This window comes from Peribacillus sp. NPDC097198 (assembly GCF_044762055.1).
In the GTDB taxonomy this organism is placed as follows: domain Bacteria; phylum Bacillota; class Bacilli; order Bacillales; family DSM-1321; genus Peribacillus.
This window is the reverse complement of sequence record NZ_JBIWDO010000001.1, coordinates 535405-559275: the sequence shown is the minus strand read 5'-3', so window position 1 is coordinate 559275 and position 23871 is coordinate 535405. Positions and strand designations below refer to the sequence as shown.

21 protein-coding genes are annotated in these 23871 nt (G+C 42.0%); 15 read left to right on the top strand and 6 right to left on the bottom strand.

The annotated features are described in order from the left end of the window. The first annotated feature begins 9 nt into the window (after window positions 1–9). From ACIQXQ_RS02665 to ACIQXQ_RS02650, 4 genes are all read left to right on the top strand, one after another. Entirely contained in the window at window positions 10–1146 is a 1137-nt protein-coding gene (locus tag ACIQXQ_RS02665) for a TcaA second domain-containing protein (protein ID WP_402955059.1), read from the top strand. Between the two features lie 434 nt (window positions 1147–1580). Beyond that, window positions 1581–2222, top strand: a complete 642-nt coding sequence (locus ACIQXQ_RS02660; protein ID WP_402955056.1) for a phosphate starvation-inducible protein PhoH — start codon at window positions 1581–1583, stop codon at window positions 2220–2222. After that, window positions 2219–2827: a hypothetical protein gene (locus tag ACIQXQ_RS02655; protein ID WP_402955053.1), complete on the top strand. Its 609-nt coding sequence runs from the start codon at window positions 2219–2221 to the stop codon at window positions 2825–2827. Before ACIQXQ_RS02660 ends, ACIQXQ_RS02655 begins: the two co-directional genes overlap by 4 nt. 272 nt (window positions 2828–3099) lie before the next feature. Then, a complete protein-coding gene (locus tag ACIQXQ_RS02650) occupies window positions 3100–5163 on the top strand; it encodes a catalase (protein WP_402955050.1) in 2064 nt (687 codons plus the stop codon). Window positions 5164–5228: 65 nt separating this feature from the next. Here the strand turns inward: ACIQXQ_RS02650 and pepT are convergent, their stop codons facing one another. From pepT to ACIQXQ_RS02635, 3 genes are all read right to left on the bottom strand, one after another. Beyond that, window positions 5229–6464, bottom strand: coding sequence for a peptidase T (gene pepT, locus ACIQXQ_RS02645; protein WP_402955047.1), 1236 nt, complete (start codon window positions 6462–6464; stop codon window positions 5229–5231). Window positions 6465–6632: 168 nt separating this feature from the next. Then, window positions 6633–8090 (bottom strand): alpha-amylase, encoded by a 1458-nt coding sequence (locus ACIQXQ_RS02640; RefSeq protein WP_402870020.1) that lies wholly within the window; start codon window positions 8088–8090, stop codon window positions 6633–6635. A gap of 306 nt (window positions 8091–8396) precedes the next feature. Continuing rightward, window positions 8397–8582: a hypothetical protein gene (locus ACIQXQ_RS02635; RefSeq protein ID WP_402955044.1), complete on the bottom strand. Its 186-nt coding sequence runs from the start codon at window positions 8580–8582 to the stop codon at window positions 8397–8399. Between the two features lie 300 nt (window positions 8583–8882). Between ACIQXQ_RS02635 and ACIQXQ_RS02630 the strand changes: the two genes are divergently transcribed. Genes ACIQXQ_RS02630 through rbsB form a run of 6 tightly spaced genes read left to right on the top strand, consistent with a single transcriptional unit; the run spans window position 8883 to window position 14519 of the window. Further along, the gene (locus tag ACIQXQ_RS02630; RefSeq protein ID WP_402955041.1) at window positions 8883–9866 is read left to right on the top strand and encodes a LacI family DNA-binding transcriptional regulator; all 984 of its coding nucleotides are present in this window, start codon (window positions 8883–8885) and stop codon (window positions 9864–9866) included. After that, a complete protein-coding gene (gene rbsK / locus ACIQXQ_RS02625; RefSeq protein ID WP_402955039.1) occupies window positions 9863–10747 on the top strand; it encodes a ribokinase in 885 nt (294 codons plus the stop codon). Before ACIQXQ_RS02630 ends, rbsK begins: the two co-directional genes overlap by 4 nt. Next, window positions 10744–11136: a D-ribose pyranase gene (gene rbsD, locus ACIQXQ_RS02620; protein WP_402870030.1), complete on the top strand. Its 393-nt coding sequence runs from the start codon at window positions 10744–10746 to the stop codon at window positions 11134–11136. Before rbsK ends, rbsD begins: the two co-directional genes overlap by 4 nt. 18 nt (window positions 11137–11154) lie before the next feature. Beyond that, the gene (locus ACIQXQ_RS02615) at window positions 11155–12636 is read left to right on the top strand and encodes a sugar ABC transporter ATP-binding protein (RefSeq protein ID WP_402955036.1); all 1482 of its coding nucleotides are present in this window, start codon (window positions 11155–11157) and stop codon (window positions 12634–12636) included. Window position 12637: 1 nt separating this feature from the next. Beyond that, window positions 12638–13582, top strand: a complete 945-nt coding sequence (locus ACIQXQ_RS02610; RefSeq protein WP_402870036.1) for an ABC transporter permease — start codon at window positions 12638–12640, stop codon at window positions 13580–13582. 16 nt (window positions 13583–13598) lie between these two features. Further along, entirely contained in the window at window positions 13599–14519 is a 921-nt protein-coding gene (rbsB, locus tag ACIQXQ_RS02605; RefSeq protein WP_402955033.1) for a ribose ABC transporter substrate-binding protein RbsB, read from the top strand. Window positions 14520–14630: 111 nt separating this feature from the next. Here rbsB and gdhA read toward each other — a convergent pair whose 3' ends face one another. Then, window positions 14631–16013, bottom strand: coding sequence for an NADP-specific glutamate dehydrogenase (gene gdhA, locus ACIQXQ_RS02600; RefSeq protein WP_402870042.1), 1383 nt, complete (start codon window positions 16011–16013; stop codon window positions 14631–14633). A gap of 163 nt (window positions 16014–16176) precedes the next feature. Between gdhA and gltC the strand changes: the two genes are divergently transcribed. The 3 genes from gltC (at window position 16177) to ACIQXQ_RS02585 (ending at window position 19866) form a co-directional block, all read left to right on the top strand. Next, window positions 16177–17079, top strand: coding sequence for a glutamate biosynthesis transcriptional regulator GltC (gene gltC / locus ACIQXQ_RS02595; RefSeq protein WP_402870044.1), 903 nt, complete (start codon window positions 16177–16179; stop codon window positions 17077–17079). 483 nt (window positions 17080–17562) lie between these two features. After that, window positions 17563–18555 (top strand): PTS sugar transporter subunit IIC, encoded by a 993-nt coding sequence (locus ACIQXQ_RS02590; protein ID WP_402871292.1) that lies wholly within the window; start codon window positions 17563–17565, stop codon window positions 18553–18555. A 111-nt stretch (window positions 18556–18666) separates the two neighbouring features. Beyond that, entirely contained in the window at window positions 18667–19866 is a 1200-nt protein-coding gene (locus ACIQXQ_RS02585) for a class I SAM-dependent rRNA methyltransferase (RefSeq protein WP_402955030.1), read from the top strand. A 74-nt stretch (window positions 19867–19940) separates the two neighbouring features. Here ACIQXQ_RS02585 and ACIQXQ_RS02580 read toward each other — a convergent pair whose 3' ends face one another. Further along, window positions 19941–20618: a lysoplasmalogenase gene (locus ACIQXQ_RS02580; protein ID WP_402870050.1), complete on the bottom strand. Its 678-nt coding sequence runs from the start codon at window positions 20616–20618 to the stop codon at window positions 19941–19943. A 140-nt stretch (window positions 20619–20758) separates the two neighbouring features. Next, the gene (locus ACIQXQ_RS02575) at window positions 20759–22027 is read right to left on the bottom strand and encodes a dicarboxylate/amino acid:cation symporter (RefSeq protein ID WP_402870052.1); all 1269 of its coding nucleotides are present in this window, start codon (window positions 22025–22027) and stop codon (window positions 20759–20761) included. 617 nt (window positions 22028–22644) lie between these two features. On the opposite strand from ACIQXQ_RS02575, the gene ACIQXQ_RS02570 reads away from it, so the two are divergent. Both ACIQXQ_RS02570 and ACIQXQ_RS02565 read left to right on the top strand, forming a co-directional pair. Beyond that, on the top strand, window positions 22645–23400 hold the full coding sequence (locus ACIQXQ_RS02570) for a threonine/serine exporter family protein (protein ID WP_402870054.1): 756 nt from the start codon (window positions 22645–22647) through the stop codon (window positions 23398–23400). Between the two features lie 18 nt (window positions 23401–23418). Next, window positions 23419–23871: a threonine/serine exporter family protein gene (locus ACIQXQ_RS02565; protein WP_402870056.1), complete on the top strand. Its 453-nt coding sequence runs from the start codon at window positions 23419–23421 to the stop codon at window positions 23869–23871.

Genomic DNA, 23871 nt, shown 5'->3' with positions numbered 1-23871 from the left:
CAGTGAGATATGTCGAAAAAAGCTTGGATTATAAGTGGGGTCTCCGCTGTTGCCTTAATTGCCGTGGTCTTGGTCACCATGCTTTTCGTTCAACAAAACAATAAACCCAAAAAAGTAGTGGCATCCTTTACAGAAGCAGTTGAAAAGAAAGATACGGACCAACTTAAGGAGTTACTCGATCCTGATAAAAAGGGAACGGTGGTAAATAATGCATCCATTAAGGCATTTGCTACGTACTTAAACAAAAATGACTCGAGTTTTGATGCCATCAAGGACGGATTGGATGAACAAGTAGAAGATAAGGATTTTTCGGCAACCAACCAGCAAGTCAGCTTGGTGGAGTCGGGGAAAAAATGGGGTATATTCAAGGAATACAAAATGAGAGTCAAAACCGGATTCATTAAAGTGACGGGACAAAATGATGAAGATCAACTATCCCTTTCTGTAGATGACTTGAAGGAATCCGTAAAAGAGAGTAAGAAGGGCACGTATGGTCCATTTTTGCCTGGGACGTATAACACGGTCACTACAGTAAAGAACAAACTGGGTACTTTCATGAAAAAGGATAAGATAGATGTCTGGGGTGGATCTAAGGAAGTCACGCTTGTAGTGGATCCTGATTCCTTGGCTAGAAATGATAAAGATGTACAAAAATCGGTCATGTCCGCTGTCGATGTTTTCAATCATGACTGGGCCGTATTTGAAACCAGCAGTTTTGATACCAAGAAGCTTACCAATGTTTCGGATGACATTAAAGATGATACCTCCATTGTTTCGGAAAACTTTGAACAGGTCAAAAATTATGTCGATGAAGTACATTCACAATATTTAGGGGCCGTCATTAATCTGGATGATTTGGATATCAGTTACTTTGATAATCAGTGGAGAGCGGAAGCGGTAGCTGTAGTGTCCTATCACAGCAAAATGAAACTCAAAAACAAAAAGAAAATGGATGACCTTTCTTATAAAGCGGTGCGTGACTTTTCCATGATTTATAATGCCGATAAGAAGAAATGGATTATTGAAGAAATTAAGGAGTATGAGGCTGACGGAACGGAAGAGGATTGGGAGAATAAAAAGGAAATGAAAATTAAAGATCCAAAACTGCTCAAATGGAATCGCAAAGACAGTAGCAAGGGCTTGTAAGAGTGTGCAAAGCGGGAATAAAGAAAAAGGGTTTCTTCCATGGGGAGAAATCCTTTTTCTTTGGTTCCAAAGGAAATGGCTTTATAGAATTAAGATCCTTTCTTGCTAAAGTCACAAATTTTATTATTCAAAAAATAAATAAATCGATTCTAGAATATAATAATCGACATGAAACCTTTATAATTGGAGGTTTTTTATAAAAGGAAAAAATACTTCCATTGATAATGATTATCAATGATGATAAATTTAAAGTACGATTACTGTATAGTCCGTATCATGCTTATAGGGAAGTCCTTTTAGTCCCTTCTTTGGCGGATAGGGTTTTCCAGTAAAGTACAGGGGAACATCCCAATCTTGTACCCCTTAAGGATCTATTCACACAAAGTCTCACAACAGCATTGTTAGAGTTAGAGCAACACGAAGGAGGAAAAAAAGTGAATAAGAATAGAACGGACTTTCTGATGCTTGACACAGGAAGTTACTTTGGAAAGGCAAGGGTGAATGACCCGCAATATCAGGATGACTTTACCTTTGTTGATACATATGAACTGCCCAATATATACTTAAAACCTTATAAATGCTTGGTCGTTCAAGGGTTAATCGATCAGAAATTCTTATTTAGACATAAAGAAGTCATTCGTGAGTTTTTGGATGATAAGAAGATTGTCGTTTTTAGTGGGAATTTGTTTTTGGACTGGTTACCTGGAGGTTCTTCTTTCATCCCTAAAACCATTCTTAGTTACAAGGATTATGAGGTTTCAATCGATCATCGCCATCCAATCTTTGACGGGGTAGAGGAAGATGATATGACTTATAATAAAGGAGTTTCGGGATTTTTCGCAAGGGGGCACCATCCAATTCCCGAAGGAGCGGAAGTTCTGTTGACCTTACCTGGCGGAGAACCTATCACGTATATTGACAGGAATAGTACAAAGGGCACTATTTTAGTTCATGCAGGTAGTGACCTTTTTGGTGCGATGAATGCGAGTGGAACGAAAAAGCGCATTGGTCCACAACTCATACAATGGGTACGGGATGAGTATTCAACGCTTCAGGAGAGAGGTGAAATGGGATGAGAAAAATTGCAGTCATCGATGGAGGCAGTTCGCAACATAATCGGACATATACCGAACCGAAATACAGCAAATACATTGAGAAACTTATTTATCTTCCCGATTTAGAAAAAACGTCTATAGATGAATTTGATGTGATCCTTCTTCCTTCCCAGCTGCATATGGGCCTACTCATGAAATCCATGAAGAAAATTATGGATTTCGCTGATAAGGGAGGGATTATCGTTTCCTTTGGACCACAGTTAAATGAATGGCTACCAGGCCATAATTGGGAATTCAGAGAAACGAACTTTTGGTGGTGGCTTGATAAGGATGCCAAAAGTGGTTTAGTGTTGCAACGTCCCGATCATGATTTATTCAGTCGCTATCTTACACTTGCCGATGCGACATGGCATCAACACGGGGTGTATTGGCCTCCGGCAGGGACAGATATCCTGGTTTCAACAGAAGATGGCGGAGCTGTCCTATACATCGACAAGGTTAGTACAAAAGGTACTTGGGTAATCATGACACTAGACCCCGACTATCATTACGGCTCATACTTCATGCCTGCGACAGAGAAATTCCTAGATGGATTTTTCCCTTGGCTTGCGGAAGGCGAAGTGTAAGAAGCAAAAAGTTATCATGAGTAATGGCTATGGAGAACAGCATTTCCGTAGCCATTTTTTTATAAAAAACATGGAAGGAGTAGCGGATACATCTCTAGGTCGTCATTTGTCTTAAGCTTTTAAAGAACTCTTGTCCTATAACTTTTGTGATTCCTGTTTATCGATGAAATTAGGGTGGTATTAAAGAATAAGATACTTATTTAGCATACATACATCATGAAATGGACTATACATCGACTTTTATCGACAAGGTACTGGAGGGAAAGACAAGGATGAAAAAAGATAATGAACAAAGCAAGAACCAACAGTTGGAACAATATAGAGTGGATGATAACGGGAAAAAGATGACAACCAATCAAGGTTTGCGGGTTTCCGAAGATGAGCATTCTTTGAAGGCGGGTGACCGTGGTCCGACGTTGATGGAGGACTTTCATTTCCGTGAAAAAATGACTCATTTTGACCATGAGCGTATTCCTGAGCGAATTGTACATGCACGTGGATCAGGCGCACATGGTTATTTCCAGGTGTATGAGTCAATGAAGGAATTTACAAAGGCAAAATTTCTACAAGACCCTTCTGTTAAGACCCCGGTATTCGTACGTTACTCGACTGTAGCGGGGTCCCGTGGTTCAGCCGATTCCGTCCGGGATGTCCGTGGATTTTCAACGAAGTTCTACACCGAAGAGGGGAACTATGACTTGGTAGGGAATAACATTCCGGTATTTTTCATTCAGGATGCCATTAAATTCCCGGATTTAATCCATGCGGTAAAACCGGAACCTCATAACGAAATACCTCAAGCTGCATCAGCCCACGATACTTTTTGGGATTTTGTTGCCAACAATGAAGAGACAGCCCATATGGTCATGTGGCATTTGTCGGATAGAGCCATTCCTAGAAGCTTTCGCATGATGGAAGGCTTCGGTGTCCATACTTTCCGTTTTGTGAATGCAGAAGGCGTCTCCCATTTCGTCAAGTTCCATTGGAAGCCTGTTCTTGGTGTGAAATCCCTTGTATGGGACGAGGCTCAGAAGATTGCCGGGAAAAATTCTGATTTCCACCGTCAAGACTTGTGGGAAGCGATTGAAGCAGGAAATTACCCCGAGTTCGAATTTGGTGTGCAAATGATTAAGGAGGAAGATGAATTCAACTTCGACTTCGACATCCTAGATCCTACGAAACTATGGCCGGAAGAACAGATTCCAGTGAAAATTATCGGGAAAATGGTGTTGAACCAAAATACGGATAATTTCTTCGCCGAGACGGAACAAATCGCTTTTCACCCTGGGCATGTCGTACCGGGCATTGATTTCTCCAATGATCCGTTGCTTCAAGGACGACTATTCTCGTATACAGATACCCAGCTTTCACGTTTGGGTGGACCGAATTTCCATGAGATTCCGATTAACCGCTCAGTAGCACCGGTTAACAATAATCAACGTGATGGTATGCATCGCATGACGATCAACCAAGGACAAGTCAGCTACCATAAAAATGGGCTAGCCAATAACTCTCCCGAACCTGCATCGGAAGCGGAAGGTGGATATGCTCACTACCAAGAGAAGGTAGATGGCCGAAAAGTGCGTCAGCGTAGTGAAAGCTTTAAAGATCATTACAGCCAAGCGAAACTATTCTGGAATAGTATGACGGACGTGGAAAAAGAACATATAATCGAAGCTTTCCATTTTGAAGTGGGTAAAGTGAAAAGTAAAGATCTCCAACAACAAATTGTTGAGATGTTCAGCAATGTGGACTTGAAATTGGCTGAAAAAATTGCGGAAGGAGTCGGTGTAAACCCTCCTACCAATAAAAATGAATCGGAAGTAGAATTGGCTTCACCGGCTTTAAGCCAGGAGCAAAATAAGATCATTACGCCTGCAACGCGTAAAGTGGCTGTATTGGCTGCCGATGGATTTAAGGGCTCTGAAATGGACCAAGTCATGGACGCATTTAAAACAGCTGGAATCATGGCTGAAATCATCAGTACGAATCGCGGAATGATTACGAGTGAAGAAGGGCAACAACTAGAGGTGAGTCAAAGCTTCCTGACTGCAGACTCGGTTTTATATGATGCCGTTTATGTGGCGGGTGGCAAGAAAAGCATTGAGCAATTGAAAGCTGTAAAAGATGCCATCTATTTTGTTGACGAAGCTTATAACCATTTCAAAGCGATTGGGGCAGGGACAGAAGCAGCCGATATTCTGATCCAGGCAGGAATACCAGCAGGTGATCCTATTACAGGAGTTGTCACGATTACTGCAGATGCAGAGGGTAAATCCACTGCTAGTTTCATTGAGGCGATTGCCCAACATCGACATTGGTCACGTGCACTATAAGAATACTCCACATGCAAAAGCCCAGACTGTATAGAGTCTGGGCTTTTCGCGTGTGGTTAAAGCGATTAAACCGCCTTTTCCTCAAAGATTGAAGCAATTCCAATAATGACATTTGTTGCTTTCACCATATTATCGACGGAGATGAATTCATATTTTCCATGGAAGTTTTCGCCGCCTGTAAAGATATTAGGGGTAGGCAGTCCCATATAAGAGAGCTGAGACCCATCTGTCCCTCCACGGATTGGAGAGATTTTTGGTTCAATCCCGAGCCTTTCCATGGCTTCGTATGCGATATCGACGATTTCTTTGACCGGTTCTATTTTTTCTTTCATATTGTAGTATTGGTCAGTCAATTCCAGTTTGACTTGTTCATGTCCATACTTATCACTTAACTCGGCGACAATTTGCTTGATGAAGTTTTTACGATCATTAAATTTTTGCTTATCGAAATCCCGGATGATATAGGATAGTTTAGTTTCTTCTACGTCTCCATGGAATGAGCTAAGATGATAAAAGCCTTCATATCCTTCTGTGTATTCCGGTGCTTCGTTAACAGGCAGTTTGCTATGTAGCTCCATGGCTATTTTAGCGGAGTTGACCATTTTTCCCTTAGCTGTGCCCGGGTGGATGTTCGTGCCCTTTATGGTAATCTTGGCAGACGCAGCATTAAAGCTTTCATATTCGAGTTCACCAAGCGGGCCACCGTCCACTGTGTAAGCAAATTGGGCATTGAAGGCTTCCACGTCAAATTTATGGGGACCTCTTCCAATTTCCTCATCGGGAGTGAAGGCCACGCGGATTTTTCCATGCTTGATTTCTGGATGTTGAAGTAAATAGTCCATAGCCGTCATGATCTCAGCGATGCCTGCTTTATTATCCGCCCCAAGAAGGGTTGTTCCATCCGTTGTGATTAATGTGTGTCCTTTGTAGTCATGAAGGGAGGGAAAGTCATCAGGTGATAGAATGACATTCAATGTTCTATGTAATAGGATGTCACTACCATCATAGGCTTCAATGATCTGAGGTTTCACATCTTTCCCTGTGAAATCCGTTGCCGTATCCACATGGGCCAGGAAGCCGATTGTCGGAACCTGCTTTTCTGAATTGGCAGGCAAAGTTGCCATGACATAACCATTTTCATCAATGGTGACATCGGACATTCCGATAGCTTGTAACTCCTCCACCAACTGTTGGGCTAAATGCAGTTGCCCAGCTGTGGAAGGACAACTGGAAACATCCTCGTTTGATTGTGTATCCACCTTCACATAAGATGTAAACCTCTCAATGATTTTATCTTTCATGATTCATCCAACTCCTTTTCCCTTATCTTACCATGGTTGCTGTGGATGGAGAAATCTTCGGGCATGCTTGAAATGGTGTAATGGGGGTTTCTTTTTCCATGAGAAACAACAGCAAAAACAGTAGGATGATGATGAACCTTACTGTTTTTGCTGTAGGAGGCAAATCACTTATTGATTGAGTGCCCAAACGGATACGCTTTTTCCATGAACGGGAAACGTTGCATACCCATCTTCCTCTATCGTAATGTGATCATCTCTATGGAAGGTTAGGTCGGTCCAGATTTCACCGGCGCGGTGCTCGCCAACAAACATTCTTTTCTCACTGTTTTGATCGCTGTTGGAGACGACGACTGCACATCCCGATCCTTCTAGCTCTTCTACGCCTAGGCGAACCCAACCGATTGTATGGGGATCATCGAAATAATCCTTTTGCTCACCATAGGCTTTTTCATACCTTGCATGCAGGAGCCGGTCGATAATGTCTTTTTTACCGGGAACCGGGGAAGGACCGCCAATTCCATAGTAATCTCCATAAAAGACACAAGGGTAACCACAAAGTCTAAGCAGGATTAGGGCATATGCCGAGGGTTTGAACCAATCCTTAACCCATGATTCAAGTGATTCATGGGGCTGAGAGTCATGATTATCGACAAAAGTGACGGCCTGTGCCGGATTAGTTTGAACGAGGGTATGATCAAAGATGGTTGAGAGATCGAAGTCAGATCCTGCTTTTGAGGCTTCGTGAAATTTATAATGCAAGGAAACATCGAATAGGTTGAGGTCATGATTCGTTTGGTCTAAAAAAGTTTGACAGGCATTTACGTCTGCCTTCCAGAATTCACCCACCATAAAGAAATGTTCCTTTGTGTAAGGGATGAGTTCTTGTAAAAATTCATTGATGAATTCATAATCAATGTGCTTTACAGCATCTAAACGAAAACCATCGCATTTCAATGTGTCGACCATCCATTTTCCCCAGGTGATCATCTCCTGCCGAACTTCTGGAAGACTGTAGTCAATGTTGGCAAACATCAGGTAATCGTAGTTCCCAAATTCATTAATGACATGCTTACTCCAATGCTTATTTTCGCCTGTTATCCGGTAAACGCCCATTTTGTCATGTTTGGCGTCATAGTCTGTTCCATTAAAATGAGTATGGTCCCATTTAAAAGAGGAGTACTGATTATTACGTCCGGGAAAATCGAATGTTGTCCATCCCTCTATTTCAAATGGTTCCGATATGTCTTCCATCCTGTTCTCTGGATTGACTTCGATGACTTCGAACTTTTCAGTGCCATCAGCCCCAGCTTTATGGTTCATGACCAGGTCGATATATACGCATAGCCCGTAGTTATGACAGGCGGCAATCGCCTGATGCAATTCTTCCTTTGTCCCGTATTTTGTACGCACGGTTCCTTTTTGGTCGAATTCACCCAAATCGTACCCGTCATAAATACCATACCCATTATCCTCTAGGGATTGGCCCTTTGTAACAGGTGGAAGCCATATACAGTCAATTCCTGTATCCTTCAATTTCAGGGCCGCGTATTTCAATCTTTCCCAGTGCTTTCCATCCGCTTCTAAATGCCACTCGAAAAATTGCATCATCGTATGATTTCTTTTCATTCTTTCCCCCCTGACACCGACACGTTTGACAAGATACATATAGAACGATCGGAAAAGTGATAATGGAAATCTTTACCCTTTATAGAAAAATAATAAACAACTGAAAATGTTTAGATGAAAATAAAATTCATCCTCCTATTATTTTACTACCTTGTAATAAAAATGGATATAGTGTTTCGGTTTGTAATAAAATAAGGCGAAGTTATAAAGATTGGATGTCTCCTTATTGTCGTGTGTTTGATGAAAGCAACATGGAAAAAGACATCCCAAACTCGGGATACCTGATTGTGATGAAGTTATAAACGATTATCCCTTTCTTCCTCTGCGTCTAAAGGAGAGAGCAAAGGCTATCGCACCGAATAGTAATAAAAGGAGGGCAGATGATAGAATGATGGTTTCCTTGGAATAGCTGCTGTTAATTCCACCACGTGAATCCAAATCTCGATTCATACCAGGAGGCTGCATGGCCATACCATTTTCATCATTTCCCATGTTAAGGTGCGGCACCGCGCAGTTCATAAATGATTCATATATCCCACCCAATCGAGTGAGAAACCGACGAGTTTGTTATGAAAACAGCGAAGGAAAAAGATCATCGATATGCATCCTAGGACAGGATTTAGAAAGGTAATCACAATTTACTCAGTGTAAATTTTAAAGAATGGGGGATTGTGTTACACTTTTTAGTCATTTATGCCTACTAATTGCTAAGATAATAGGACTTGCCGTTCATATAAAATGATGATAAGCTAATGTGGAAACGGTTACAGATAACACATTGAGGTGAATGTATTGGCGACTATTCGGGATGTTGCGAAGGAAGCGGGATTTTCCGTAGCGACGGTTTCTAGAGTGATAAATGACAGCGGGTACGCACATGAAGATACAAGAAAAGCCGTCATGTTAGCTGTGGAAAAATTGAATTATAAGCCGAATGAGGTGGCTAGATCCCTCTATAAACGTAAATCTAAATTGGTAGGCCTTATTTTACCTGACATTACGAACCCCTTCTTTCCTGAGATGGCAAGGGGAGTAGAAGATTATCTCCAACAATATGGGTATCGGTTAATCTTTGGCAATAGTGATGAGAAGAGAAGTAAGGAAATGGAATATATAGATACTTTTTTGCAAAACAATGTAGTGGGAATGATTGCTTCTACAAGTGAGATAGGAAATGAAAGTTTTAGCAACCTGGAAATCCCCGTCGTCTTGCTGGACCGGACGGTAGAGGGACTGCCCGCGGTTTATTCCGACCAAAGGGCGGGTGGCCAACTGGCGGCCCGAATATTGATAGATAGAGGAAGTAAGGACATCGTTTTAATCAGGGGTCCTGTTGAAATAAAACCTGTGTATGACCGGTATGTAGCGGCAATGGAAGAGTTAAGGCTTGCAAAGGTGAAGTTCCATGTTGTGGACTCGCCGCTTACCATTCAAGGTGGTCAGGTCTGTGCGCAAGAATTATTTGAAAAATATCCACATGCAGATGGAGTCATTGCTTGTAATGATATAGTGGCAGCAGCGATTTTACAGGAGATCTTAAAAAGAGAAAAACGCATCCCTGATGACATCCAATTGATTGGGTACGATGATATTGCCTTCACAGCATTGTTACACCCGCCTCTGTCGACTATTCGGCAGCCAGCTTATGAGATGGGAAAACAGGCAGCAGAGTTATTGATTAAAAGAATCAATCAGGAAGTAATAGAAGAGACACGTAGAAAGCTTCCAGTTACATTTGTTGAAAGACTAACTACGAGAAAGAAGGCGGAGTCATGATAAAAATAGCAGTAGTCGGAAGTTCCTCGATGGACTTAGTCGTTACATCGCCTAAGCGTCCAATCGCAGGCGAAACGGTCCTTGGGGATTCTTTTGTAACAGTTCCAGGTGGAAAAGGAGCCAATCAAGCCGTTGCAGCAGCCCGTTTGGGTGCTGAAGTAACGATGGTCGGTTGTGTAGGAGATGATTTTTACGGAGAAATTATCCTCGAAAATTTAAAAAATAACGGCGTTTTTACCAATTTTGTGGAACCGGTTGCAGGTGAAGCTTCCGGAACTGCCCATATAACGCTTTCAGAGGGAGATAATAGCATTATAGTTGTTAAAGGTGCTAATGATTCCATCACCCCCGATTATGTCAAAAAGGCAATGAAAATTATAGAAGGGAGCGATATCGTCCTGGTTCAACAAGAAATACCGGAGGAAACTGTGGAGTTTCTTGCTGAATTATGTGAAAAGCTCCAGAAAAAATTACTGTTGAACCCTGCACCTGCACGTGAGATTAGTGAGCTTGTTATTCAGCGCTCATCCTTCATCACCCCGAATGAGCACGAATTCGACATTCTTTTCAAGGGAAGGGATCGGAGTGAAGTTTTGGCCGAATATCCTAATAAATTGTTTATCACAGAAGGGAAAGACGGAGTACGCTATTTCAATGGGGAACAAGAGAGAGTGGTTCCAAGTTTCGTGGTCGAGGCAGTCGATACAACAGGGGCCGGGGATACGTTTAATGCCGCCTTTGCTGTGGCTGTTGCAGAAGGGAAAGGTTTCGAAGAGTGTTTGCTTTTTGCTAACCGAGCAGCCTCTATTTCAGTAACGAAGTTTGGCGCACAGGGCGGTATGCCGACAAGGGAAGAAGTCGAAGGGAGCTTTAATTCATGAAGCGTCATGGAATCATCAATAGTTCAATCGCCAAGGTACTAGTCGATCTTGGACATACAGATTATATCGTCATTGGAGATGCAGGCCTGCCAGTTCCTGAGGGAGTGCTCAAAATAGATGTAGCATTAACACCGGGAACACCTTCTTTTCAAGATGTCGTTCGTGCCGTTCACGACGATATGGTTATTGAAAAGGTAATTGCGGCTAATGAAATCATAGAAAAAAATCCAGAACAGCATCTTTTCATGAAACAAGAATTCGGAGAATCGATTGATTATATTTCCCACGAGGAATTCAAAGTGTTGACGCGTAAAGCAAAGGCAGTCATCCGTACCGGAGAAACGACGCCGTATTCCAATTGCATTTTGCAGTCTGGCGTATTCTTTTAACGAAATGAGGTGAAAAGTATGCAAATTGAAATGAGTAATATCTATAAGGCATTTGGCCAGAACAAGGTATTAGAGGGCGTACAGTTTTCTTTAGAGGCAGGGGAAGTCCACGCACTTATGGGGGAAAACGGAGCCGGAAAGTCAACCTTGATGAATATCTTGACCGGACTTCATAAACACGATCAGGGAACAATCATGATCAATGGCAAAGAGGTTTCCTTCAAGGACTCGAAGGAAGCGGAAAAAGCAGGATTGGCCTTTATCCGACAAGAGTTGAATATCTGGCCAGAAATGACGGTATTAGAAAACCTATTCATCGGTAAGGAAATGGTCAATGCTTTCGGTGTGTTGAAAAACAAACAAATGAAGGCTAAAGCCAATGAGATTTTTAAGACGCTTAATATTTCGCTTCCTTTTGATAAAGAAGCCGGTCTTTGCTCAGTTGGCGAACAGCAGATGATAGAGATTGCTAAAGCGCTGATGACGGATGCTGAGGTCATCATCATGGATGAACCAACCGCCGCCTTGACCGATCGGGAAATTGAGAAGTTGTTTGAAGTGATGAAAGGCCTAATAAAAAAAGGAGTATCACTTGTTTATATTTCTCATCGGATGGAAGAGATTTTTGCCATTTGTGACCGGATCACAGTCATGCGTGACGGTAAAACAGTGGATACCAAAAGAATCATAGATACCAATTTTGATGAAGTGGTCCAGAAGATGGTCGGTCGTGAGCTAGAGGACCGTTTCCCTCATCGTGAGGCATCCCCTGGAGAAGTGGTACTTGAAGTGAATGCACTCACTAAAAAAGGACTCTTTGAAGATATTCATTTTGCTGTCCGTCAAGGTGAAATTGTGGGTGTAGCCGGGTTAATGGGAGCAGGAAGAACGGAAATCATGCGTGCCATTTTCGGAATTGATCAAATAGGTAGTGGAGAGTTAAAGATAGAGGGTAAAAAGGTAGCCATACGTAAACCTACAGATGCAGTACGGCATGGTTTAGCCTTCATCACGGAAAATCGTAAAGAAGAAGGGTTGATCCTGGACTTTTCTATCCGCGAAAATATCGGTCTTCCAAACCTAAAGAGCTTTGCCCCTAATGGAATTGTAAAGACAGCTGATGAGAAAAAATTTGCGGAGATGATGGTCAAGCGTCTTCACGTGAAAACATCGTCTACAGAAGCGATTATTGGCAACTTGTCTGGAGGAAATCAACAAAAAGTGGTCATTGCCAAATGGATTGGAACTTCTCCTAAAGTGTTGATCATGGATGAGCCGACAAGGGGAATCGATGTCGGAGCGAAACGTGAAATATATGAATTGATGAATGAATTAACAGAACGAGGCATCGCCATCATTATGGTTTCGTCAGAACTTCCTGAAATTGTGGGAATGAGTGACAGAGTTCTTGTTGTACACGAAGGTAAAATTGCCGGGGAATTGATGAAGAAGGAAGCAACACAAGAAAAAATTATGGCATTGGCAACAGGAGGAAACTAGGATGAAACTTGAGGCTGCAGGGAAAACTGGAATCTGGCAGAAATTTGGTCCATTACTTGCTTTGATTCTTTTATTTATCGTAATAACCGTTTTAAACCCATCATTCATGGAACCGAGTAACATCTTGAATCTATTGCGTCAAACCTCCATTAATGCATTGATTGCGTTTGGGATGACCTTCATTATTTTGACTGGCGGAATTGATCTGTCGGTCGGCTCCATTCTAGCTCTATCCAGTGCACTTATGGCTGGCATGATGGTTTCAGGATTGGACCCTATTTTAGCTATATTAGTAGGTGTTTTATTAGGTACCATAATGGGTGTAATTAATGGGATTCTTATCTCGAAAGGAAAAATGGCGCCTTTCATTGTCACATTGGCAACGATGACCATTTTCCGTGGATTAACGCTTGTGTATACAGATGGTAAGCCGATTACGGGTATTGGTGACTCTTTGATGTTCCAATTGTTTGGTAGGGGATATTTCTTTGGAATTCCTGTTCCAGCGGTTGTGATGATCATCGCTTTCATCATTCTCTGGTTCTTGCTCCATAAAACATCATTTGGACGTAAGACGTATGCAATAGGTGGAAACGAGAAGGCTTCACGTATCTCTGGAATTAAAGTGGACCGGGTCAAGGTAGCTATTTATGGGCTTGCAGGCACAATGGCAGCGCTTGCCGGTGCTATTCTAACATCTCGTTTGAATTCAGCACAGCCGACTGCCGGTCAATCCTACGAAATGGATGCCATTGCTGCCGTTGTATTAGGCGGGACAAGCCTATCAGGAGGAAAGGGCCGGATGTTCGGTACGCTAGTCGGTGTCTTGATTATCGGTACATTGAACAACGGAATGAATTTACTTGGTGTGTCCTCTTTCTACCAGCAAGTCGTAAAGGGCGCAGTTATATTGGTTGCTGTTTTACTTGATCGTAAAAAATCATAAGTAGAGGTGTATCAAAATGAAAAAGGTTCTTTCGTTATTCATGGTTCTGTCTTTAGTGGTATTAGCAGCATGTTCAATGGAATCGGGATTCAACGATAATAAAAAAGAAATAAAAGAGTCCATGAAAGACGTGAAGGTTGGAGTCAGCATTTCTACGTTAAATAATCCTTTCTTCGTTGCGTTGAAAGATGGGATTGAAAAAGAAGCAAAGGCAAAAGGCATGAAAGTGTCAGTGGTCGATGCACAAGATGATACAGCGAAGCAAATAAGCGGGATTGAAGATTTAATTCTTCAAAACGTCGATATACTACTCGTCAACCCTACGGATTCGGCTGCGATTTCATCAGCGGTTCAATCGGCTAATGAAGCGGGCATTCCCGTCATAACAATTGACCGTTCTTCCGAGGAAGGCGACATTGAAACGTTCATTGCTTCAGATAATGTAGCCGGCGGAGAGACAGCGGCTGAATATCTTGTTAAACAACTTGGAGAACAGGCAAAAGTTGTGGAATTAGAAGGGGTTTCTGGAGCATCTGCAACGCGTGAGCGGGGGAAAGGGTTCCATAACATCGCAGATGAGCAATTAGATGTTCTGACAAGCCAAACGGCTGAATTTGACCGTACAAAAGGGCTTAACGTTATGGAAAACATCCTGCAAGGGAAAAAAGACATCCAAGCGGTCTTTGCTCATAATGATGAAATGGCATTAGGAGCAGTAGAGGCAATCAAAGCGGCCGGAAAAGACGTCATTGTCGTTGGTTTTGATGGAAACGAGGATGCTCTAAAAGCGGTTGAAAACGGTGAATTACAAGCAACCGTTGCTCAACAACCAGTCCTTATCGGTGAAGAAGCAGTTCATGCGGCTGAAAAAGTCCTGAAAGGTGAAAAAGTGGATAGTACGATTTCTGTTCCATTGAAGCTAGTGACTAAGGAATAAAAGTGTAGGTAACAAAGGAGAGTGCTGGTATTTTTTCCGGCACTCTCCTTTAGTGTGGAATGCTACATTGAAGAGGAGGCGGTCCATTTGGACCGCCTCCTTCACTAGCCTTTAGAGTATTCCCTGAGTCATCATAGCGTCTGCTACTTTAAGGAATCCTGCAATGTTGGCACCGACAACTAAGTTGCCTGGAACACCATATGCTTCAGCTGCTTCTATACTATTTTTGTAAATATTTTTCATGATGCCATGCAGTTTTTCGTCGACTTCTTCAAACGTCCAAGGCATTCTGGCACTATTTTGTGCCATTTCAAGGGCTGAAACAGCTACGCCACCTGCATTGGCAGCTTTAGCTGGACCAAAGAGGACACCATTGTTAAGGAATACGTCAATCGCTTCAAGGGTAGAAGGCATGTTAGCACCTTCGCCGACCGCTTTTACATTGTTTTTGATCAGCAGTTTTGCTGCATCTTCATCAATTTCATTCTGTGTTGCACAAGGAAGGGCGATGTCGCATGGGATAGACCAAATTCCGTAACTGCCTTCAGTGTATTCCGCTTCAGGATGAACACTAACATAATCACATAGGCGTTTCCGTTCTACTTCTTTTAGTCGCTTAATCGTATCTAGGTTTAGACCGTTTTTATCATAAATGTATCCATTGGAATCACTGCAAGCGACTACTCTGGCACCTAATTGTGTTGCTTTTTCAATCGCATAGATGGAAACATTACCAGATCCCGAGATGACAACAGTACTGCCGTTGAATTGTAGTCCTTTATCTTTTAGCATTTCTTCAACGAAGTAAACCGTTCCATAGCCGGTTGCTTCTGTACGTGCTAGACTGCCTCCGTAACTAATGCCTTTACCGGTTAAAACGCCGGCATGGTAGCTTCCCTGCATTTTCTTATACTGACCGAACAGATACCCGATCTCTCTGGCTCCCACTCCGATATCCCCAGCCGGTACGTCGGTGTCTGGTCCTATATGTAATCCAAGTTCTGACATGAAGCTTTGGCAGAAACGCATGATTTCACCATCTGATTTTCCTTTTGGATCAAAGTCGGCGCCACCTTTACCTCCGCCGATCGGTTGACCTGTTAAAGAGTTTTTAAAGATTTGTTCAAATCCTAGAAACTTGATGATGCTTGCATTTACCGTTGGATGGAAACGTAGGCCGCCTTTATAGGGTCCGATTGCGTTATTGAATTGTACGCGGAAACCTCGATTCACGTGTACATTACCTAGGTCATCGACCCAAGGGACACGGAAGGTGATCATTCTCTCTGGTTCAACGATCCGCTCTAGTATCCCGTTTTTCATATAATCCGGATGTTGTGCAAATACCGGTACCAACGAAAGGAAGATTTCCTTTACAGCTTGTTGGAATTCACTTTCGTGGGGATTGCGTTCTTTCACTTTTGCATATACGTCGCTTACGTATTCTTTTGCAACTTGCAATTCATCTTGCTGGATTTCTTGGGATGTTATCATCTTCATTTAGCTCCCTTTTTTTTGTTATTTAGTAAAATAATTATAAGTAGTATTATCGATGGGTTCTTATGTGATAGTTTCATGATATAATTTAAATTCTAAAAGAACAATCTGAATATTAGATAAATTACATGCTGTTTTGATATGAAAGAAGGAACCAACATTGGAATTAAGACAAATCGAGTACTTCATTGAAGTGGCAAAACGAGAACATATGACTGAAGCAGCCGTGGCGTTGCATGTGGCCCAATCTGCGGTTAGTCGTCAAATATATAATTTAGAAGAAGAACTGGGTGTGCAGTTATTTATCCGTGAAGGACGGAAAATCAAGCTGACCCCCATAGGAAATACCTTTCTCATACATATGCAGAAGGCAGTCGACATGATTGAACGGGCAAAACGGGAGATGGCTGAAAGCTTGGATCCGGAAAAGGGAACGATTCGGATCGGTTTTCCGAGTAGTTTAGCTTCCTATATATTGCCAAAGGTCATTTCTGACTTCAGGGAAATATACCCGCAAGCTAAATTCACATTAAAACAAGGATCCTATCGCTACTTAATAGATTCTGTAATAAAAGGAAATATCAATATGGCCTTGATAGGTCCGTTACCACCGAATGAAAAGAAAATTCATGGAGAAACGTTATTTATTGAACAGCTAGTTGCCCTTCTATCGGAAAATCATCCATTGGCAAAGAGGAAGTCCATCAAGTTAAATGAATTACAGGGAAACCCATTCATTGTCTACCCTAAGGGATATGTTCTGCGGGAACTGGTCATGAAGGCGTGTAAGCTCAACGGCTTTGAGCCGGAGGTTGCCTTCGAAGGGAAAGACACCGATGCTATTAAAGGGTTGGTGGCAGCCGGGCTTGGCGTCACGCTGATACCTGAAATTTCTTTGATTGATAGCCTGCCTCGCTTCACGGTGAGATTGCCTTTAGAGGAACCTTCCGTAACACGTGCAGTTGGTGTTATCATTCCTACTGAAAGAGAATTAATGCCAACGGAAAAGTTATTTTATAAATTTCTTAGAGAAACCTTTGCTACCCTTGAAGGCTTTCAATAGTAGGAAAGGTAAGGACATAAACCTAAAAAAGGAGAATCCGCTGTAAAGTGGTTCTCTTTTTTGTTAGGAAAGAAAAAATCGTCTATTATAGTGAAATAACTAAGGAATCGGAGGAGTGAAGGGATTGATTATATGGATAATTTAACCATAAACCTTGTGCCAAATAGTCATGAAGATAATAAGTGGAAGCGAAATGGTTAGCGCTAAATGAAGAAATCATTCCTTTTTGTAAGCGTTTTTATTTTATTAGAATATAAATCCTGTTTACATTGTCAGAATATTCGTGTTACTATACGAACAAGCTCAATTAATGAAGGAGAAAATCAATTGTCTAACCTCTATCTTACGATGGATATTTTGGGGTATATTCTACCTTTTATATAGGCTTAGCGTAGTCAGTTTTTTATTTGATATTTAATATTAGAATATTTAAAAAAATAGGAGTGGAATCCAGTGAGCAGAAAAGAATACATCACAGAACGAATGTATAAGGCTTCAACGGGAATCGCTAATGCTGTATTGGTAACATTAGGGATCGGTTTATTGTTTGAATCAATAGGAGGGTATTTAGACTGGGAAGTCTTCCTTGCAATCGGCGGGGCTACTAAGGTCTTGTTGGCACCAGCTTTAGGAGCTGGAATAGCATACCAACTCGGGGGTAATTCGTTGGTCATCTTTAGTGCGATGGCTTCAAGTGCGGTCGGTGGAGCTGCAATTAACCGAACGGCAGAGGGGGCTTTTACGATTGTCACCGGTCAGCCGATCAGTGCTGTTCTGGCTGCATTGATTGCCACGTATGTCGGTAAACGTTTGATAGGGAAAACCAAGTTGGATATCATGGCCATCCCGTTGGCTGCTGTCCTTGTCGGAGGGGTGTCAGGTTATGGACTTGCGCTTGTTACGACACCGTTACTGACTTGGTTAAGCGGTCAAATTACCGCCGCTGTTTCCGGTTCTCCTTTAATTGGTTCCATGGTCATTGCGTTAGTCTTTAGCATTTTATTGATGACACCGGCTTCTTCCGCTGCTTTAGCAATTGCGCTCCAGTTGGATCCCGTTTCTAGTGCGGCAGCGTTAATTGGGTGCACTGTTCAGTTTGTTGGCTTTACTGTTATGTCTTATAAAGATAATGATATGGGCGGTTTTCTAGCCCAGATGGTCGTGACTCCAAAGGTTCAATTTCCCAACTTAATAAAGAATCCGTTATACGTCATTCCGCCATTCGTGGCAGCTATTGTCTGTGCTCCAATTGCCACGATGGTCTTTGATTTTCAAGTGTCTTATGAGCTTGGAGGAATGGGGCTAAGCTCCTTAATCGCTCCGATTGCCGTACTGACGGGTCAAGGGTTGTATACGTTTCTTATCTATGTGGCAGTAGGGATGGTGCTGCCCGCCTTAATTACCATCGTTTTACACCGGGCCTTGAAAGTGATGGGGAAAGCCCATGCCGGGGACCTTCACTTGAAAATCTCATGAATCGATAGAGTTTTAGAAACCAGCTTGGTCAGGGAACCAAGCTGGTTTTTATTTATGTGGGGATTAGGGTAAAATGGGGAGGAAAGCAATACCAAAGATAGGATGATATATTTGATAAAAGAAATAGATGTAAAAGTTAAAACTAAATTCGTAAGTAAAATCGCAAAAGGCTATCCTCTGATTGCCAAGGAGGCGATTGGCAACCTCAATGACCTTCAGGAAGAAGGATGCTTGTTGCGATTGGTCGACGAAAACAATCGCTTTCTTGCCAAGGGCTATTATGGAAGACAGAATAAAGGCTATGGATGGGTGTTGACGCACAAAGAGGGCGAAAACATTGACCAGGAGTTTTTCAATCAAAAAATCCAGGCTGCTTATGACTATCGAAAGCCTTTCTTCAAAGATAACGAAACGACGGCATTCCGCTTCTTCAATGGTGAGGGAGATGGAGTTGGTGGGATAATCATTGATCACTACGAGGGCAACTATGTCATCAACTGGTATAGCAAGGGAATCTATTCATTTAAAGACTATATTATTAAAGCCTTGCAGAATACGGTCAATGTCAAATCCATCTATCAGAAGAAACGCTTTGATACAAAGGGACAATATGTAGAGGAAGATGACTTTGTCATGGGTGTGCAGCCGGAATTTCCACTTATCGTCAAGGAAAATGGTGTTCAATTTGCGGTTTACCTGAACGATGGAGCAATGGTAGGCGTTTTCCTCGATCAACGTGATGTTAGAAGGACCATCAGGGATAAGTATGCAAAAGGGAAAACTGTCTTGAATATGTTCTCTTACACCGGTGCCTTCTCTGTATTTGCAGCTTTAGGCGGTGCCATTAAAACGACAAGTGTGGACTTGGCTAACCGCAGTTTGCCTAAAACGACTGAACAATTTAACGTGAATGGAATTGATCCAGAAGCGCAGAACATCGTCGTAATGGATGTATTTAATTACTTTAAGTATGCGATGAAGAAAGCTCTGAAATTTGATATAGTCATCCTGGATCCGCCGAGTTTTGCCAAATCAAAGAAGTTTACCTTTAGTGCTGGTAAAGACTATACGAACTTATTGAAAGATGCTATTGCCATTACAGAGGACAATGGAGTGATTATTGCATCTACGAACTGTAGCACCTTTGATATGAAAAAATTCAAAAGCTTCATTGACGCGGCATTTAGAGAAATGAATGGAAAATATGAATTGATGGAAGAGTTCACGCTCCCCACCGATTTTAGAACAAATTCGAACTTCAAAGAGGGCAATTATTTAAAAGTGGCATTTATCAAGAAAATCAAAGGATGAAATCCCTATGTAGGTATGCAACGGTCTGGAATAAGACTGTGCATACCTTTTTTATGTATCGAATAGGAATGAAATTAGTCGTATATAGTCGGTTCATCATACTTTCGGTTTATCAATGAAGGATAAGCATATTTTGGCCGAATGCTAGAAGCGATGAAGAATTGAGCTGTATAGTAGGTAAGCATGATCAGGGGACCGGCAAAGGTAATATCTTCGACGAATTTATTCCAGGATAAAATGGAGTCTGAAATGACAAACAGCAAACCACCGATAATGGCAGCAGCCTTCCCAGTCATGAATGCGGTCCAGCCCATGATGGAAATCACGGTTATATAGCAAATGACGGGAATGATCAAACTGCTCTCCCCCTTCTCAGTCAAAGAAAGAACTATTTCCCGGCCAATCCAAGTGGAATAGACCCCAATGGGAAGAATGCTTGCCATGCGCAGCCATGAAAAATTCCACTGGTTCAAGAATGCGGCAATATAGAAGATGTGTCCAATCAAGAAAGCCGTTAGGCCAATAACAAACCAGATTAATAAGCCGTCACCTAGCATGCAAAAGAATAGACCAAGTAATACAAGTTGTTGATAGCGGGTCATACGATCCATATTTTTGGTGTAGGCATAAAACAGGATCAATATCATGGGGATAATCTTGAATAGAATCTTTATAGCTAACGGTTCTTCAGGTATGAAAAATATATAGAGTAAGCCCATGATAAGAATTCCAGCAGGCAGCCACTTATTCAATATTCTACCCCTCCTCGCGTTCTTTCTCCTTTAATTCGATTTAAGGAAGGGAAAATCCTTTTCTGCTGAAAACTTGTTTCAAGACAATTAAGGAATAAAAAATAGACTCCAAATCTCTTGGAGTCTATTTCATACGAAGCTTATATAGTAGGATCCTCTTTTACAAAGGCCTGTTTTACCCAGTTCTTACCCTCGACAAGCCGTGTGACAAGCATAGCGCACACGGTATTCCCTGTTGAGTTTAGAAGTGTAGCGGGTGCATCGATAATGGTAGAGATGACAGCAATAATTGGTAAGACTTCGATAGGGAAGCCAAACACGCTTAGAATCAACATTTCCCCAATCATGCCACCTCCAGGAATGGCGCCCATGACCGCACCGACTAAAAAGGCCACGGCAAGGATGCTTAGAATGCTGGAAATACTCGTCATATCTTTGCCGAATAGGGTGAAAAGGAAAACAATCTTCAAGACACCACCAAATACAGAACCATCTTTATGTGTGTTGGCTCCAAGTGGGATGATTGTTTCGGCAATATCCTTTGGTACACCCATTTTTCGGACGTATTCCAAGTTGACTGGAATCGAAGCCGCACTCGAGCAGGTAGCGATGGCTGTAATGGAAGGCGTGAATGCGTTTTTCCAGAACAATTTAATACCCTCTTTGCCACCAGCAAGAAAGGCATATAGAGTGAAGAACCCAAAATAATAGATCACGGTCAAAATGAGATAAAGAACGAATGTGCGTGCATAACCTTCTAAAATTTGTGGTCCAAGCTGACCGATGATGGAAGCGAAGTAAGCGCCTAGACCAATCGGTGCATAATACATGACAATTTTAACGACTTTCATCATCACAGCCGTACCAGCTGATAAAAACACAGTAATCGGTTTGGCTTTTTCGCCGACTAATGCGGTGGAAAGTCCAATTAAAACAGAGAAGACAATTAACTGTAGCATATTGCTTCTTGAGAACAGTTCGGGAAAGTCGGAGACCGTAACCGTTTGAACGAGCTGGCTAAGTAATGAAACCTCTTCAACAGGCTCCTGTGAACCACCATTTTCCATTAGTTCTTTAATCGCAGTGGTATCTGTGCCTTCCAATGGATTGATGATAGTTGTCCCAACGAAGCCAATTACGGCAGCCAGCGCAGCTGTTGCTAAGAAAACGAAGACGATGCTGCCCATGATTTTCCCTAGACGATTCATCCCATTCATATTGGCGATGGCCGAAGAGATACTGAAAAATACCAGTGGCACAATTATTGTGAACATTAAATTTAGAAATAAGTCCCCCAGCGGCTGGATGATGGAGGTCTTCTCTCCAAATATCAGACCAGCTATACCGCCAATAATAATTGCCGTCAGCAATATTAAAGAGGATCGATAGTTTTTAAAGAAGCTTTTCATGAAATATTCCTTCCTTTCAGGATGTGGCTAACAATAATTACACGCTCAATTATCAACTTTAGAGCGTAGTTTGACAATAATTAATTAAAGGAAGTTTAGTTAAAAGAATAATCAGATAAAAATAGTGCGGTGAGTTAGCAGTTGGCATTTGAGAAATCTCTCATGTGTTATGCAACAATAAATATCAGAATCTTTGAAAAAATTGGTAGGACTAGGGGCAATTTGGTTGACCATGACGGATTAGAAAAGGTGAATTCGATAAAATTACTGAAATAAGAGACATGTTCAATTGGCCAACGAGGTGGATATGCCTGTTACCAAGTACCGTGGATGTTGGGGCAGTTGAAAGTTTAGTGGGATTCCAGTCTTTAAGAACCAGCCCTTGCAGGATGTAGAAGGCTTGATGAGGTTACTAGGTGGAAAAGGGGGTACCCGTCGATTAGCGTAATGAGGAATATAAATAATAGGGAGCGATAAGTTAGAATAATCGGCTTATTTAGGAAGGGTTAGCTATATCCTTTTTTCGAAAATTAGGCTATCATGGAATGAATTTGGAAGGGTTAGTTTTTACTTATAAAGCAAGCATTTCCTATATAGGAAGTAATGGAGAGGATACGATGGAAAGTCAGTTTCAGACGAATGAAATTATAGATGTTTGTTTGCTTGCAGGGAAAATCATGCTCCAAAACGGCGCGGAAACCTCCAGGGTGGAAGATACGATGGTTAGGATAGCGGCCGCTTTTGGTTGTGATGAATCGCATAGCTTTTCAACGCCGACAGGAATTATCTTCTCCTTGGATGGGGAACACCCCGCCTCTAAGCTAATCAGGGTTTCCCAAAGGTCCACTGATTTACACAAGGTGACGTTAGTGAACAGCATTTCCCGTAGCATATCAAGTCGGGAAATGACGCCACAGCAAGCTTATTCCCGTCTGAAGGAAATAGAAAAGGAAGGCATGGGGTATTCCGTGTGGGTACAGATTTTTGCAGCCTTCATATCAAGTGGTTGTTTTTTAATTATGTTCCAAGGACAGTGGAGTGATTTTATCTGGTCGTGTATCGCCGGAGGGTTAGGGTTTTCTTGCCTGCTGTATTTGCATTGGTTATTGGAGGTCCGTTTTTTTGCCGAGTTTATCGCTTCGTTAGTTGTGGGCATGGCCGCTATGTTATTTGTGCAATTCGGTTTGGGTAGTCAGTTGGATAAGATCATTATTGGAGCCGTGATGCCACTTGTGCCGGGATTATTAATTACGAATGCAGCAAGGGATTTAATTGCAGGGCATTTAGTTTCAGGGCTGTCCAAAGGAGCAGATGCAGGTTTGACCGCCTTGGCCATTGGTACTGGGATTGCGGTTGCCTTTGTTTTCCTATGATGTTGGGGAGGTAGAAAAATGATTGCACAGTTAATTACAAGTTTTATTGCCTCTGCTGCATTTGGAGTCATTTTCAATGTGCCAAAAAAATCGTTGATTCAATGTGGTACGGTTGGAATGGTAGGTTGGTTTCTCTATTATTATCTGGTCGAAAATGAGATAAATAGCATTGCTGCTACATTGGCAGCGGCATTCCTCGTAGCAGTTATCAGCCAATATTTTGCGAAGAGGTATAAAACACCGATTACAATATTTAATGTGTCAGGGATTATCCCACTCGTGCCTGGGGGACTATCCTATGATGCGATGAAGCATTTTGTGGAAAATGATTTCAATATGGCCGTCCAGCTGGCAGCAAAAGCATTTATGCTAGCAGGGGCGATTGCCATGGGTTTGATTTTTGCTGAGGTTATGAATCAGTTAGTGAATAAATACAATAAAAGAAAATTAAAGAGGCTAAATAAGATATAG

Coding starts and splice junctions, on each gene's coding strand:
- ACIQXQ_RS02650 (WP_402955050.1), top strand. CDS start 3,100: ATGAAAAAAGATAATGAACAAAGCAAGAACCAACAGTTGGAACAATAT.
- ACIQXQ_RS02590 (WP_402871292.1), top strand. CDS start 17,563: ATGTATAAGGCTTCAACGGGAATCGCTAATGCTGTATTGGTAACATTA.
- ACIQXQ_RS02610 (WP_402870036.1), top strand. CDS start 12,638: ATGAAACTTGAGGCTGCAGGGAAAACTGGAATCTGGCAGAAATTTGGT.
- gdhA (WP_402870042.1), bottom strand. CDS start 16,013: ATGATAACATCCCAAGAAATCCAGCAAGATGAATTGCAAGTTGCAAAA.
- rbsK (WP_402955039.1), top strand. CDS start 9,863: ATGATAAAAATAGCAGTAGTCGGAAGTTCCTCGATGGACTTAGTCGTT.
- ACIQXQ_RS02570 (WP_402870054.1), top strand. CDS start 22,645: ATGGAAAGTCAGTTTCAGACGAATGAAATTATAGATGTTTGTTTGCTT.
- pepT (WP_402955047.1), bottom strand. CDS start 6,464: ATGAAAGATAAAATCATTGAGAGGTTTACATCTTATGTGAAGGTGGAT.
- ACIQXQ_RS02640 (WP_402870020.1), bottom strand. CDS start 8,090: ATGAAAAGAAATCATACGATGATGCAATTTTTCGAGTGGCATTTAGAA.
- rbsB (WP_402955033.1), top strand. CDS start 13,599: ATGAAAAAGGTTCTTTCGTTATTCATGGTTCTGTCTTTAGTGGTATTA.
- ACIQXQ_RS02635 (WP_402955044.1), bottom strand. CDS start 8,582: ATGGGAAATGATGAAAATGGTATGGCCATGCAGCCTCCTGGTATGAAT.
- ACIQXQ_RS02665 (WP_402955059.1), top strand. CDS start 10: ATGTCGAAAAAAGCTTGGATTATAAGTGGGGTCTCCGCTGTTGCCTTA.
- ACIQXQ_RS02655 (WP_402955053.1), top strand. CDS start 2,219: ATGAGAAAAATTGCAGTCATCGATGGAGGCAGTTCGCAACATAATCGG.
- rbsD (WP_402870030.1), top strand. CDS start 10,744: ATGAAGCGTCATGGAATCATCAATAGTTCAATCGCCAAGGTACTAGTC.
- ACIQXQ_RS02615 (WP_402955036.1), top strand. CDS start 11,155: ATGCAAATTGAAATGAGTAATATCTATAAGGCATTTGGCCAGAACAAG.
- ACIQXQ_RS02575 (WP_402870052.1), bottom strand. CDS start 22,027: ATGAAAAGCTTCTTTAAAAACTATCGATCCTCTTTAATATTGCTGACG.
- ACIQXQ_RS02565 (WP_402870056.1), top strand. CDS start 23,419: ATGATTGCACAGTTAATTACAAGTTTTATTGCCTCTGCTGCATTTGGA.